Raw genomic sequence first — 13,659 nt, 5'->3', positions numbered from 1 at the left:
TTACAGTTTGTTTTCAGCCGATTTGCAGGCTGCTCTGGCTGTATCCCAGCTATATCCTTTTCGAACCAGCATTGCGATGACTTTCTGTCTGTATTTACGAAAATCTTCATCCGGTTTTCTGCGCATCCAGGCCTTCCTTGCGAGAGCTTCGGCTTTATCCAATCCGTCTTCCTCGTTTACTGAATCAAATGCTGTATCAATCATCTCCTGAGCAATCCCTTTTGAACGGAGTTCACGGCGAATAACAGCAGGACCATAGCCGCGGTTAAGGCGGTATTGAATCCACTGATTACAAAAATCCAAATCATTCAGCAATTTTTCTTTTTCCAGTTTATAGACAACTAGTTCGATTACCTCAGATGTATATCTGTGTCGAGACAGGCGGGAGGTGATTTCTCCTGAACTGCAGGGGCGTCTTGCAAGCATGGCAACAGCCTGGTTTAATGCCCGCGGATACTGACGTACCTTCAACCAATGGAAAAATACATCTTCAGACATTTCAGCATCTTTATAAATTCCGGTACCGGCAAGATCTTCGTATCTGAGCCAGTATTTTTCTCCGTTATCCAGAAGAATAGAAATCTGTGAACCTGCTTTATTCAGCTCCATTATTCTGACCATGACGGCAGCTCCTTCCTGTAGGCCCAGTGAAGGAGATCCCTGTTGGCTGCGCCGAGACGTCCTTTTCTTGCTTCGCTGCAACCGCCGTTCAGAGTGATGAACAGGCATTTAGTCCGGTCATCCCAGAATGCGCCGTCAGCACAGCCGTAAGCAAATCCCTGGTGACCATATACAATGTTGTCTGAGACAAAAGGATCACTGATGCGCAGAAGACCAAGGCCGTAAGATAAAGTCGGTGAAAGTCTGCCATAGGATGCATGCTTCGCTTTCATATCATTCAGGGCTGAGGATGATATAAATCCGTTGCCATCTGAAGCCAGCATTTTAAATAACTGGTACAGAGAAAGTATATCGGTATACATACTGCCGGCTGTGTGGCCATAATGACGCAGAGGATCCGGATGAGTCAGACTGGCGGAACCAAGACGGGTTACAATCACTTCAGAGCCCTTGTGATAAGGCAGGATACGGGTTACCGGCATAATTTTATTTCGGGGAATACAGCAGCCTTCCAGAGTGGCGTTCATATCAAGAGGGGAAAAGAGATACTGGCTGAATACTGCACTAAGCGGTATCTGCAGCACCTGTTCCAGAATACATCCAATCAGCCCGAAGCCAAGATTTGAATAATGGAATTCAGCACCGGGAGTGAAACAACGCGACACAGAAAGCACATCCGGGAAAGGAATGCCGTTTTCAACAGATTGTTCCAGATCAGGAGGATCAATAATGCCTGAGGTGTGGGACAGGAGATGACGGAGTGTGATACCGTTTAAAGCCTTTTGCTCTGCTTCAGCGGTAAAAAGATCACTGACAGGCATGTTTACATCCAGAAGACCAAGATCTGAAAGATGCATAACAAGAGTGGATGTTGCTGTTTTCGTAATGGAAGCCACCCGGAAAAACGTGTCAGGCAGCGGTATGTGGCAAGGATCCTGGGATGAAGTCAGGATCAGTGCAGACTGCTTCCCGGCAGAAAGGTATGTTGCGGATCCAAGAACATGGTGTTTGCGGATAAGATGAACAAATGCGTCCGCATAAATCAGATTATGACCGGAATGATCGCTTACGGGACTTTTACCGCAGCCCGGGGCGCAGAAGGGCAGGGCCAGTCGATAAAGGATATTTTTAAGCACAGTGGTCGGCATTTTCCACCTCCTGCAGATCCCGGGGGAAATATACAGAGCACAAACCGAGAACCATCAGCACGGAACAGACGCTGAGAAGGATGACAGTATGTTTCACGGAAAGCATAAAGTGACTATGCCCAAAGAGAGAATAACAGATAATGACTATAACACTGATTACAGCCAATGGGAAAAGAATGAAAAAAGAGAAAGGGTGCTTATGAACAGGTTTTACTGAAGACAACCTGTACCGGAAAAGGATGAAAGCGCATAATACAGCGCTGAACAGCTGACTTATTCTTACAGAAGACGCATAAAGGGAATCCATCCTGAGCTCCTCAATAATCAGGCGGCCTGCAGCATAAAGGAAAAGATAAAAGAAAAATACATCGCCTTTCCTGCGGTTTAACAGGGTATGCCTTGTAAGAAGAAGAAAAACAAATACGAAAAAATCCCAAACAGATTCATAGAAAAAAGTAGCTAGATGCCATGTATATCCATCAGCGGGTATCTGTACGGCAAAAGGGAAAAAACAGGGGAAAGATCCGGAGACAGGCAGACCATAGGCTTCCATGTTGAACCAGTTACCCCATCGTCCGATCGCCTGTGCCAGCGCAAGACCGGGCACGATAATATCACATAGCAGAAGGAAAGAAATATTCCTGCGCCTGCAGAAGATGAACAGAACCAGCAGTCCTGCAATGATCCCGCCATAGATGGCCAGACCGCCCTCCCAGACACGAAAAACAGAAAAAAGATCATTCTGAAACTGATGAAAAGAAAAAACCACATAGTAAACACGTGCGCCGATAATGCCGCCGGGTATGAGCCATAAAGCAAGATCCAGCACTGTGTCGCGGGGAAGTCGGGCGTACTTCTCTTCCCTGCAGGAAAAAAACAGTGCGAGCGAAGCACCGATGACAATCAGAAAACTGTACCAGGTAACCGGATAAATCAGGTATCTAGAATAAGGGACTGAAGGCATGCTTTTACTCCTTATATTCATTAAAAAGATTATAGAATTGCGTGCGGGATGTGTCAATGAAAAGGCAAATATAGGAATTGTGAGCATTGCGCGCAGCGTACGTTTCTGTTAAAATAATCAGAAGGAACCTGATACTTCGATACTATTTTGAGGAGGCACCTTATATGAGTAAAGTCGTCGTTTTCGATCATCCTCTTATTCAGCACAAACTGAGCATTATGCGTGATAAGAATACCGGAACCAAGGAATTCCGTGAGCTTCTTTCTGAAATTGCGATGCTTATGGTGTTTGAGGTAACCAGAGATCTGGAAACAAAGGAAGTTGAAGTGGAGACGCCGATTACTACCTGCAAATGCCGTATGCTTTCCGGCAAAAAGCTTGGTATTGTACCGATTCTCCGTGCAGGTCTCGGCATGGTGGACGGTGTTATTAATCTTGTACCTGCGGCGCGTGTGGGTCATATTGGATTGTACAGAGATCCCAAGAGCCTGGAACCTGTTGAATACTACTGCAAACTTCCGGAGGACAGCGTTAACAGGGAACTGCTTATTCTTGATCCGATGCTTGCCACAGGCGGCAGTGCGAGCGCTGCGATCAATTTTATCAAACAGCGCGGATGCCATCATATGCGGCTGGTTAATCTGATTGCTGCTCCGGAAGGAATTGCCAGAATACAGAAAGACCATCCGGATGTTGATATTTATGTTGCAGCACTTGATGATCACCTGAATGATCATGGCTACATTGTTCCCGGACTGGGTGACGCCGGCGACCGCCTTTTCGGCACAAAGTAAAGCAATGCCTCAGAAACCAGTTTTTGCCAGAGCACCTATCCTGGCGGTATCTCACAGTTTCCCCTGCAACGGTACAGTCAGAACAACGGATGAAAGAATTAAAAATCTTTATGAAGCTTCCGGACGCTTGATTGACAATCCGTATTTATGGGAAGGCTTGTTTCGCATTGCCTGTCTGATCAAAAACAAACCGATGGAGGAACCGGTTACAGCTCTGATTCTGAATGCTGTCAGAGACACAGAAAACGGTTCTGTGGAAGGTTGTCTGTCCAGACAGATCAGTGTTATACGTGCTGCATTTGCAGTATATGAATACAACACAGACCGGACGCTGCTGCAAAGGTTTGCTGTCTGGTGCCATTATCTGGAAATAGAGTTTGAGCAGCTTACAAAAGAGGATCCGGAAACGCTTTATAAACCTGCTGACCTGATGGAATTTCTGGTTCGCTTTTATCAGGTTACAGGGCTGAAAGCTGTTCTGCGGATCTGCACAAGACTCAGAGCTGCTGCATTCAACTGGACTTCAGCACTGCATACATTTCAGCAATCCATTCCTGTCAGCACAGATGAATTGCATCCTGTATTGCCGGATCTTACAGCAGCACCGGAAGACATTGATTATGATGAAAAGGAAAAACTGATTAATCACGCGGAAATCCTGGCAGACGGGGTTCGCTATTCTGTATTCTCCGGCATATTCAGCGGCAACGGACAGGATCTTGCCGCGGGGAAGGTCGTATGGAGATATCTGCGTAAACATCACCATGCGATCTGCGGGGGGACTACTTCCAATCCCTACCTGTGCGGAAATGCACCTGAACAGCCGATCAGCAATTGTACTATGGCAGCCTGGGTTGAAGCCTTTGCTTCACAGCTTATTCTGGAAGATTCAGAATGGGCGCTGGATGAACTTATCAGGATTATATTTAACGGACTTGAAGACTGCCTGAACAAAGAAACGGCCGGAACCATACAGAAAGTCAATGGCTCAGCAGACGTGCATAACCAGAGCGAAGAAACAAGTGCTTTATATGCAAGGCTGACAAGAGCTGCAGCAGCAGCCTATCTTCACGCTGTAACGCTGAAAGAAAAGGGAATCTGTGTGAATTATCCGGTTCAGGGCAGGTTCCTCCTGATGATCCGGAAACAGGCTGTCATACTGAATATGAATGAAGAAACCCTTCGGCTGCAATGCAAAAAAACATTCAAGGCTTATGTGGATGTATTTCTGCCTGCGACAGGGACATCTGTGATAAAACTGACCGGCACACAGGAGGAAACAGTTCTGACCGACAAGGCAGATTCAACAGAAAACGGGTATTGGGTTCACCTTAAAAAAGAATGGCATGATCAGGATGGTATTCTTTTTGAGGATACAGACAGAGTTATCAGTGAGGATACGCATCATCAGGGAATATGCTATATTCACAATAACAGGCTTTATGCCCTCCCTGTCAAAAATGATGATCCGTGTTATGCGGTTCACAGTGGAAGTGAAATATATGACGGAGACATTAAAGTCAGTATGTCTGTGATACCCGGAGCGTATCATCCGGATAAAAAAACGGATATTCCGGTTCTGCCTGTGTCTGATTCCCAGGCAGAACTGAAAGAATTGATGCCATACAGCAGAACAAAAGACAGAATGACAATGTTTCCAAGGATTAAAACACATGTTTGATATCAGGCTTGCACCTATGTGCGGCATAACAGATCATGTCTACAGAACAATATGTTATGAACAGGGATGTGATCTTGCTTATACGGAAATGATCAGCGCCATGGGGTATTTGTGCGCGCCGAAACAACGGGCAACCCAGGAACTGATGATCCGCGGCCCCGGGGAACCGTTTCTTATTCTGCAGCTTTTCGGCCGTGATCCGGCAACAGTTGCAGAAGCTGCAAAACGGATATGCGATCTGGGAATATATGACGGTATTGACCTGAATATGGGCTGTCCGGCCAAAAAGATTGCTCCATCAGGTGAAGGATGCGGGTTGATGCGTACCCCGCTGATCGCTTCGGAAATGATGGAGAAGACGGTAGCGGCTTCTTCTCTTCCTGTTTCTGTTAAAATGCGAATAGGGTATGACAGCGAGCATATTAATGTGGAAGAATATGCAAAAATGGCAGAGAATGCAGGAATTGTTTCTGTGACTGTGCACGGAAGGACAAGGGAGCAGCAGTACAGCGGAGAAGCAGACTGGGATATTATTGCCAGAGTCAAGGAAAAGGTCCATATTCCGGTGATCGGAAACGGTGATCTGTTTTCTGCAGAAGATGCGCTGGATAAACAAAAGAAGGCAAATACAGACGGAGTGATGATCGGACGGGGAGCCCTGGGGAATCCGTGGATATTCCGACAAATCCGTGAACTGGAGAAAGGGCATTCCGTCAGGCCTGTGACAAACGAAGAAAAACACAAGATGATTATCAGGCATTATCATATGATGCTTGATTCCAGACCAGAACAGATAGCTGTCAGGGAAATGAGAAAACATATAGGATGGTACATTAAGGGGATACGAGGCGCAGGAAAATTCAGAACGGAGATAAACCAATGCCCTGATGCCGCAACAGCAATGAAACTGACAGATTATTTTTTCGAGGATGCACAAAAAATAAAGGAACCGGAACAGCAGGAGGACAGGCAATGAAAAACATTATCAGGAAAACTTTTTTGGTAATCATAGCCGTCTTTTGCCTTTTTTCAGGTTCCAACGGCATCGGGGAAACATTCCCGAGCCATTTTTTGCTTACGGGGGAGTTTGATTCACCGATCACATTCAGTATATACGCACCGGAGTATACACAACTGGCACAGTTCAGCAAGGAAAGGCTTGATAGTCTGAATCGTCTGCTCAGGCATATATCTGTAAATGTCGGCTCGGATCGCAACAGAGCAGAAACTGTTCTGTACATTGATGAGGAGCCGCTCCTGTCCATTACGGATACACAGTCAGAGATGAGTGGACAGAATCAGAACCTGAATGAAGAAAAAAACACGGAAAAAGATGAATTCACATTCTTTCTGGAAAAACAGTATTTCAGACTGAATCATCTGATAGACGATCTGTATCCCTTGTTCTGCAAAACGGCGGAAAAATTTCCCGAATACACAGGCAGATCATCTGCAACTCTGAATTTTTCCGGGTTTGGAAAATCAGTGAGCAGGATGACGATCCAGTTTCCCTCTGAATATGTCAGTGAGCATTTTCCCGAAGCCCTGGCTGATCTGTGTGACAATCAATCAACGCGAAATGATCTCATAAAACTGATGTTCCAGGGAGGTCAGAAAATTGTCCTGCTATTTGATCAGAATGGCAATGTGCTCCGGATCAATTACGACGGAACAGTCGGCGTTTCAGAAACAGAAATGAGAAAGATTTCCCTGGTATGGAAATGCCTGCGTTCCGGGGATCACGTCAAAGACAGCCTGACAATCAAAACACCTGCAGTAAAAGGATACGATAAAGACAATATTACATATGAACGTGAACTGGATCTTTCTGATCCTGCAAACCGGAAGCTGAAATGGGATTATCAGCTGGATCAGAAAAAGGAAAAGGAAAAAACAAAGATCAGGTATACAGGTGACCTGCATTCCGAAGATATGAGCAGCCTGGGAAAAATCCAGTATAATGTCAAAGGAAACAGTGTTCCTGAGCATTCCATAATCATAACGGAATCTATGAGTAAAGAAAAAGAAGCTGAATATGCCGGAACACTTGAAATTACCAATAAAACAGGTAAAATAGTAACAAGCAGTGTTATGTCAGGATTCAGTATCAGCGAATCAATTCAATCAGATACACAAAAGAAAGAACGGAATGGTTCGCAGATCATAATGACTCCGGACAATGAAGGAATACCGGAAGAAGCAATCCGTATCCTGATACAGAAAATGATGACACTGCCTGAAGAGGATACGGTGTTTCTGCGCAAGGATATTCCTGACGAAATATGGAAATTGCTAACGAATTATTGATATAGGGAGATCTGATCATGAAAAAAACGCTTTTTACATTATTGGCCCTGATTCTCGTACTTGCGACGTGTACCTGTCAGGCTGCGGAATATACACTTCCGGAAAAAATGCACAATCAGCTTGCGATCGGCAGCGGACTGAAGGGGACTTTTTCCATCTCTTCAGAGGGTGAAATGTTCAATATTCCTTTCCTGAAAGACATTTTTGATACCAGGTTCCTGAGGACCGTTTCAGATGCTGAATATAACCTCCGGGGGATCTTGTCCGGAAAGGATCTGCATTATTATGTTTTCCAGTCCGATGAACAGGATCAGCAGAAAGCGCTGTCTGAGCTTTACAGAAAAGATGGTATCTACTATTTCAGAAGCGATATGGTTCAGGGCAAAATCCTGGAGTTTCCTGTAAAGAGTGCATATATTGAACAATTTATCCCTTCAGGCGGAGAAAATGTATCCCCGGCTTCCTTTATTTCCAATATGATGACTGTTTCCGAGCAGGATCGGAAGGATCAGTGGGATCCGGTTCTCACACGGTATCAGAATGAACTGGAAATGTGGCTTGCGGGATTTGCGGTTGAGGCAGAAACCGTGAAAACGGAAAATGGTTCTTCTGCGCTTGACTTTTCCTATGAAATACCTATGGAAGAAGTCAACCGCCAGATCGTGGCATTATTTGCTGAATTCTCAACAGATCCTGATATTAATAAACTCCTTGATTCTGTGATGACACAGGAGGAAAAGGCACTTTATGTGAATGAAAACCTGCTGTATTACTATAAGGAAGCATTGAATTCCTTTGATATGGATAAAAAGCTGACGATGAAAAAACGGGTTTCAGCCATGGGAGAAGTACTCAGCTTTGGTATTGAACTGCCACTTGATGAAAAGTCGACAGGATATGATGCACTTCGCATTGAGTCAGTTTCGGGCCTGAACGTATATACTCTCCAAAATCAAAAAGAGGTTATTGTTTTCGGAATACCTGATCAGAAAAACGAGCAGGACACTTCATATGAAAAAAGTATCTGGCTGGCTAAAGTGTATACAGACCCGTCAGAAAAGGGATTGGAAGAAAACTTCTCTCTCAGAATAGACTTAAAGAAAGCCATTTCTGTATATAAAAAGGGAGAGGGTGACGATGAAAAGAATCATGAGGAAGATCAGTACGATATCTCTCTTGAGAAGGATCTGACCTATCTTCCTGAAGATATCAATCCGGAGAGCATTCCGGAGTTTACTCCTGTGAAAGCCGGTATAAATCTTCATTATTCCAGCAAATATGCACAGAATGTGGCTACAAAGCTTGAGGTACAGGCCAGTTTCATACAGGGTGAATCCACCCTGGCTTTCACGGGTAAGTTCAATACAGCGGTTCCGTGGGTTTTCATGCCGTTTGAAATTCAGGATCCCATTCAGGTGGGAACAGAAAAGGAAAAGGAAATTATTCCTTATCTCACTGACTGGGTGAGTAACGCGGCATCCATGATCAGCCATATTTCTGCTGAGGAACCGGTGCAGGAAGAAAACACAGATGACGTTCCTGAAAATGCGCAGAATGAAACAGGTGAGTCTGAATCGGCAGAAACAGCTCCGCTGGAAGTTGAAGAAGCGGAATAACGACTGATATCAGATTGTAGAGGATAGTCATGAAAAAGAGAATCTGTATTCTGATCATCATAATAAGCTGTATCTGGTCATCAGCAATTGGTGATACACATATCGGAATACAGGGAACAGTTTTGTCTGAAAACAATAATAATCAAAAAACTGTTGTGATTGACTTGTTCCGGTATGATGAAACAACCACTCTGATAACATCTTCGCTGATACCAGACTATATTATCCGGAATTCAGATATACATCAGAATATTTATAATACAATCAATAATCTTTTGGGCATCACGCCGGAAAGAATTATTCATTTTACAGAACGGATTGACGGGATATATCAGGAGTGGCTGAATACACGTTATACAGAATACTCAGAAGGTGTATATACCGGAACGCTCTTCGGGAAAGCGTCAAGTGTATGTACAACGGAGTATATGCTTTCGGATTTCACACAGTTCATAAAGAATCATTATACAGATGATAAAGAATCCGGAAATAAAAAGGACAGCAATACAGAATGCTGCGATATGCTTCTGGAATGCTTCACCAGTTTTACTGATGCACTGGTATCAGAGTATAATCCACTCGTCAGAATGAAAAGTTATGACAGCGGCAGGTATGTTACATATGAGATTTTAAAACAGGAACAGGTGATCCTGACCCTGTCGATCGTTAATGTAAAAGAGCATGAGAAAAGGATCCTCATTGCACACAATGAGAACAACCGGTATTATTTCCACGATATATATGTACAGTCTGACCGAAGTCAATTTGCCCTTCTGAACAGGTTGTACAGCGGCAACAGTCCATATTATGAAAATGTATCTCAGGATGAACTGATCATCTGTGAGCATTTTAGCCTGACAGCGGGAGATTTGCAGTGCAGCATCACCTATGACTGCGAAAATGACAAAACACAAAAAATCCTGTCTGTGACAGGCAGTATTTCGTCTGAAAAACTGGCTGCAAGTATTTTCCTTCAGGACAGCACCAGTGAAAACATCTTCTTGTCAGCATCAAAGGATGATGACCAAATGACAGGCCTCAATTCTGATACAAGGAAGGTGCTGGACAATCAAAATGTATCGGATAACAATGTATACCGCATTGAATTAATGTCTGGATTGAGTCTTTTCCTTGCAGATGCTGTTCCGATGCTCCCTGTTCACAGCCAGAAATTACTTTATCAGATGTTGTTTAATCAGTAGTCTCAGATCTTTTCAGTTCTGTCTGTAACTGCACATACAGCATAGGCCGATATTCCTTCCATACGGCCTTCGAATCCAAGCTTTTCCGTAGTGGTTGCCTTGATGTTAACGGCATTGAGGGGAATGCCCAAAGTGTCTGCAATGATTTCAGTCATTTGAGGAATGAAGGGCAGAAGTTTGGGCTTCTGGGCAACGATTGTAATATCTGTATTGGATACCTTGTATCCGGCTTCTCCGATAATCCTGTTTGTTTCTTTCAGCAGAAAAACTGAAGAGATATCTTTATACAGATCACTTGTATCAGGGAAATGCTTTCCGATGTCACCGAGCGCACAGGCGCCAAACATGGCATCCATAAGTGCATGAAGAGCAACATCTGCATCACTGTGACCGAGAAGACCCTGTGAGAAGGGAACTTCCACACCGCACAGGATGAGTTTCCTGCCGTCGGTCAGACGATGGACATCATATCCCATTCCGATACGCATATTTGCTGCGTCTCCTTTCAGAATTGATGAAGCTCTGGACATATCTTCGGGTTCAGTCAGTTTAATATTCTGTGATGAACCCGGAACAATATGAACCGGTATATGGTAATGCTCGAGAATACCGGCATCATCGGTACAATCAATGCCGTCTTCAGCTGCTTTCAAAGCAGCAGAAATGAAAACTTCTGCGGCAAAGCCTTGGGGTGTTTGTATTTCATAAAGACTGGAACGATCAGGCGTATGCATGACAAAATGTTCATCATTGCAGATTTTGAAAGTGCTGGTAGCCGGAATGCCCGGGATACCGGTTCCCGAATCCAGTACGGATTCAATAACCCGGCTGATAAGTTCTTGATTGACAAGACATCTGGCGGCATCATGAATCAGAATGATATCATTATATCCGGCGGAAAGCATGCGTATACCGTTTAAAACAGATTCCTGCCGGGTATTGCCGCCTGATGTGAAATAAACAGGAAAGGGAAGAAAAGAACGGCTGAATATGCTTTCAATCACAGGCTGGTCTTCCGCACGACAAACGATAATCATATCATCAGCCAGGGAAGAAAATGCTTCAGCGCTTCTCAGAATAACAGGTTTGCCGCAAAGATCGAGAAGAACCTTATTAACAGCGGCATTCATCCTGGTTCCTTTTCCACCAGCAAGCAAAATGACATGTTTTTTCATGATTTATTACGCTCCAATGACAGGAAAGCATCCTCATCCAGTACTTTATACATTTCGGAGGCCAGATCTTTACTGACGGTATCCAGAACAGAAAGGATTTCGTAATGGCCAATGTGTTCTCCGAAACGAATACTGATTATATCACCTGGCTTGACATCTGAAGACGGTTTCGCAATCCGTTGATTGATCATGACACGTCCGCCGCTGCAGGCTTCACTTGCAACAGTACGGCGCTTAATAATCCGGGAAACCTTAAGGTATTTGTCAATTCTCATATAATCCTCACAAAACAAAGCCCGCAGGAAACAATGTTCCTGCGGGCAGAAACGAATCATTATTTCTTGGCCTTTTTCTTTGCGTTAACCTTGTCCTTCAGAGCCTTGCCTGCTTTGAAAGAAGGCGCCTTGGATGCGGCAATCTTGATTTCGGCGCCGGTACGCGGATTACGGGCAGTACGGGCAGGACGCTTTTTCACATCGAAGGTTCCGAAGCCAATAAGCTGAACTTTCTCACCCTTAGCCAGAGCGCCGTTGATTGTTTCAACGAAAGCATTCAGAGCTTTTTCGGCATCTTTCTTGGAGAATGATGTTTTTTCGGCCAGCGCATTGATCAGTTCACTCTTGTTCACAGGTAATCTCCTCCTTGTCTCTTTATGCAGGTTGCATAAAAAATATAAATATGCCAAAGACCGGAATTATTCAATTTCGCCTTCAACATGCTTTAAGTATACACATAGTTCACTGAAAGTCAAGCATTCAAAGGATTTTCCGTCCTTTATCATGAGGGCTTCCGCATTATGGAGATACTGCTTCAGACGATCAGCCGCCTGGTGAAGAATAACTTCACCGTCTGTTCCCGAATGAAAGCATAGAAAGCTGCACAGAATAAGCAGATATCCGCATAAACCGGACAGATCTTCAGGAACAGAATCACTGCTGAAGATGTCCAGCACTTCTCTGATTTCAGCAATGATTTCAGAGGAAGAACCGGAAGCAGCGCTGTTCCGGCAGGCTTTTTTTAATATCTTGGCAGTATATTTCAAAGCAGGAAGGGAAACGGATATGTCATCCAAATTTTGAGAAAGTGTATGATGACCGGTTTCAGACTCCTTGATCTGTTCCCAGGCAGCTGAGATACTTTCCGTATCATGCAGATCTGCATCAGAGAAAACATGCGGATGTCTGCGGATCATTTTGACACAGATGGAAGAGATAACGTCATTCAAAGTAAATTCATCATAATCATTTCCAATGGAAGCGTGGAAAATGACCTGGAAGAGGAGATCGCCAAGTTCCTCCCCGAGATGAAGGTAATCTTCATCATTAATAGCAGCAACACATTCCCATGCTTCCTCTATCAGGAAAGGCCGCAATGACTGATGAGTCTGCTGCCGGTCCCATGGGCAGCCTTCCGGAGAACGCAGCCGATTCATGATTTCTGCAAGATCATGAAGAACGTACTTTTCACGATGCATATAATCAGACCCTGGTATCAGCAAGGCGGAAAAATGGTTGAATTGCTGCTGACGGTCAAGCATGTAAAGAGATAAGGATACAGGATCACTGTTTTCACTGAGCAGGTAAACAATATGCTGATCTTCAAGAAAACCGGAAAGAAAAATCTTGACCTGGCCGGCAAGGATTACGTTGTCCAGCTCTGTGACCAGCAAAGAATTCAACGGATTATATGAAAAAGAGGAAAGCAGGTCATATGCTGATACAACCTGAACGGAAGAATTCTCAAGGTACTGAAGCGAAGAAGAAAGATGAAGGTCAAAAGAACCGACACCCGGTATTACAGTGATATGAATATGATCAGGTTTGGCCCGGAAAAGGGTTTTAACAGTATTGTCCATCAGGCTGTCGGGAACGGCATATACAACCGGACCTCTGGATGCTTCCTGAAAAATATGATCAGCAATTATGCTGTTCAACTGATCAAAATCTTCAGCATTCTCATAAAAACAGTCCAGGGTCTGATAAACAATTCCATTGGATTCAAGCCAACCGCATATCGGATGCCTGCCGGTTCGCAGGATAAGACGATTTGATTCACGCAGCGTACGGATTGTTTTTACATTCAGTAAATCAGGATCGCCCTGTCCGATTGAAACAATAATGATTTCTGATTTCATTGAACTTGTCCTCATAG

13 protein-coding genes are annotated in these 13,659 nt (G+C 44.3%); 6 read left to right on the top strand and 7 right to left on the bottom strand.

Annotation, left to right across the window (positions count from 1 at the left end; all coding sequences use genetic code 11):
• The 3 genes from JRC49_00280 to lgt are packed head-to-tail and all read right to left on the bottom strand — an operon-like array spanning position 1 to position 2,733.
• Positions 1 to 621 carry a regulatory protein RecX gene (locus JRC49_00280; GenBank protein ID QTE71303.1) on the bottom strand — a complete coding sequence of 207 codons (621 nt, stop codon included), beginning with the start codon at positions 619 to 621 and terminating at the stop codon, positions 1 to 3.
• Positions 609 to 1,769 (bottom strand): serine hydrolase, encoded by a 1,161-nt coding sequence (locus tag JRC49_00275; protein QTE71302.1) that lies wholly within the window; start codon positions 1,767 to 1,769, stop codon positions 609 to 611. Before JRC49_00275 ends, JRC49_00280 begins: the two co-directional genes overlap by 13 nt.
• On the bottom strand, positions 1,750 to 2,733 hold the full coding sequence (lgt, locus tag JRC49_00270; protein QTE71301.1) for a prolipoprotein diacylglyceryl transferase: 984 nt from the start codon (positions 2,731 to 2,733) through the stop codon (positions 1,750 to 1,752). The genes JRC49_00275 and lgt overlap by 20 nt, the downstream gene beginning before the upstream one ends.
• Positions 2,734 to 2,897: 164 nt before the next feature.
• Here lgt and upp point away from each other — a divergent pair, with 164 nt between their 5' ends.
• The 6 genes from upp to JRC49_00240 all read left to right on the top strand — a co-directional run bounded on the left by upp (position 2,898) and on the right by JRC49_00240 (position 10,333).
• Positions 2,898 to 3,527 (top strand): uracil phosphoribosyltransferase, encoded by a 630-nt coding sequence (upp, locus tag JRC49_00265; protein QTE71300.1) that lies wholly within the window; start codon positions 2,898 to 2,900, stop codon positions 3,525 to 3,527.
• 4 nt (positions 3,528 to 3,531) lie between these two features.
• The gene (locus JRC49_00260) at positions 3,532 to 5,208 is read left to right on the top strand and encodes a hypothetical protein (protein ID QTE71299.1); all 1,677 of its coding nucleotides are present in this window, start codon (positions 3,532 to 3,534) and stop codon (positions 5,206 to 5,208) included.
• Entirely contained in the window at positions 5,201 to 6,184 is a 984-nt protein-coding gene (gene dusB, locus JRC49_00255; protein QTE71298.1) for a tRNA dihydrouridine synthase DusB, read from the top strand. Before JRC49_00260 ends, dusB begins: the two co-directional genes overlap by 8 nt.
• The gene (locus JRC49_00250; protein QTE71297.1) at positions 6,181 to 7,515 is read left to right on the top strand and encodes a hypothetical protein; all 1,335 of its coding nucleotides are present in this window, start codon (positions 6,181 to 6,183) and stop codon (positions 7,513 to 7,515) included. The genes dusB and JRC49_00250 overlap by 4 nt, the downstream gene beginning before the upstream one ends.
• 551 nt (positions 7,516 to 8,066) lie before the next feature.
• Complete coding sequence (locus JRC49_00245) at positions 8,067 to 9,131, top strand: hypothetical protein (GenBank protein QTE71296.1); 1,065 nt, start codon at positions 8,067 to 8,069, stop codon at positions 9,129 to 9,131.
• A gap of 29 nt (positions 9,132 to 9,160) precedes the next feature.
• Positions 9,161 to 10,333, top strand: coding sequence for a hypothetical protein (locus JRC49_00240; protein ID QTE71295.1), 1,173 nt, complete (start codon positions 9,161 to 9,163; stop codon positions 10,331 to 10,333).
• A 2-nt stretch (positions 10,334 to 10,335) separates the two neighbouring features.
• Here the strand turns inward: JRC49_00240 and JRC49_00235 are convergent, their stop codons facing one another.
• From JRC49_00235 to JRC49_00220, 4 genes are read right to left on the bottom strand one after another with little or no spacing between them, the layout of a single operon-like run.
• Complete coding sequence (locus JRC49_00235) at positions 10,336 to 11,508, bottom strand: 2-C-methyl-D-erythritol 2,4-cyclodiphosphate synthase (protein QTE71294.1); 1,173 nt, start codon at positions 11,506 to 11,508, stop codon at positions 10,336 to 10,338.
• Positions 11,505 to 11,783 (bottom strand): RNA-binding S4 domain-containing protein, encoded by a 279-nt coding sequence (locus JRC49_00230; GenBank protein QTE71293.1) that lies wholly within the window; start codon positions 11,781 to 11,783, stop codon positions 11,505 to 11,507. Before JRC49_00230 ends, JRC49_00235 begins: the two co-directional genes overlap by 4 nt.
• A gap of 59 nt (positions 11,784 to 11,842) precedes the next feature.
• Positions 11,843 to 12,166 carry an HU family DNA-binding protein gene (locus tag JRC49_00225; GenBank protein ID QTE72748.1) on the bottom strand — a complete coding sequence of 108 codons (324 nt, stop codon included), beginning with the start codon at positions 12,164 to 12,166 and terminating at the stop codon, positions 11,843 to 11,845.
• A 36-nt stretch (positions 12,167 to 12,202) separates the two neighbouring features.
• The gene (locus JRC49_00220) at positions 12,203 to 13,642 is read right to left on the bottom strand and encodes a MazG family protein (protein QTE71292.1); all 1,440 of its coding nucleotides are present in this window, start codon (positions 13,640 to 13,642) and stop codon (positions 12,203 to 12,205) included.
• Positions 13,643 to 13,659: the final 17 nt, after the last annotated feature.

The sequence above is a fragment of the Clostridiales bacterium FE2011 genome (genome assembly GCA_017569305.1).
Taxonomy (GTDB): domain Bacteria; phylum Bacillota; class Clostridia; order Christensenellales; family Aristaeellaceae; genus Aristaeella.
The sequence above is the reverse complement of the archived record's forward strand: the minus strand, read 5'-3'. Positions and strand labels throughout refer to the sequence as shown.

Excerpts from the sequence above, each read along its gene's own strand:
- lgt (QTE71301.1), bottom strand. The coding sequence starts at position 2,733 with ATGCCTTCAGTCCCTTATTCTAGATACCTGATTTATCCGGTTACCTGG.
- JRC49_00230 (QTE71293.1), bottom strand. The coding sequence starts at position 11,783 with ATGAGAATTGACAAATACCTTAAGGTTTCCCGGATTATTAAGCGCCGT.
- JRC49_00235 (QTE71294.1), bottom strand. The coding sequence starts at position 11,508 with ATGAAAAAACATGTCATTTTGCTTGCTGGTGGAAAAGGAACCAGGATG.
- JRC49_00240 (QTE71295.1), top strand. The coding sequence starts at position 9,161 with ATGAAAAAGAGAATCTGTATTCTGATCATCATAATAAGCTGTATCTGG.
- JRC49_00220 (QTE71292.1), bottom strand. The coding sequence starts at position 13,642 with ATGAAATCAGAAATCATTATTGTTTCAATCGGACAGGGCGATCCTGAT.
- JRC49_00245 (QTE71296.1), top strand. The coding sequence starts at position 8,067 with ATGTGGCTTGCGGGATTTGCGGTTGAGGCAGAAACCGTGAAAACGGAA.
- JRC49_00280 (QTE71303.1), bottom strand. The coding sequence starts at position 621 with ATGGTCAGAATAATGGAGCTGAATAAAGCAGGTTCACAGATTTCTATT.
- JRC49_00275 (QTE71302.1), bottom strand. The coding sequence starts at position 1,769 with ATGCCGACCACTGTGCTTAAAAATATCCTTTATCGACTGGCCCTGCCC.
- upp (QTE71300.1), top strand. The coding sequence starts at position 2,898 with ATGAGTAAAGTCGTCGTTTTCGATCATCCTCTTATTCAGCACAAACTG.
- dusB (QTE71298.1), top strand. The coding sequence starts at position 5,201 with ATGTTTGATATCAGGCTTGCACCTATGTGCGGCATAACAGATCATGTC.
- JRC49_00250 (QTE71297.1), top strand. The coding sequence starts at position 6,181 with ATGAAAAACATTATCAGGAAAACTTTTTTGGTAATCATAGCCGTCTTT.
- JRC49_00260 (QTE71299.1), top strand. The coding sequence starts at position 3,532 with ATGCCTCAGAAACCAGTTTTTGCCAGAGCACCTATCCTGGCGGTATCT.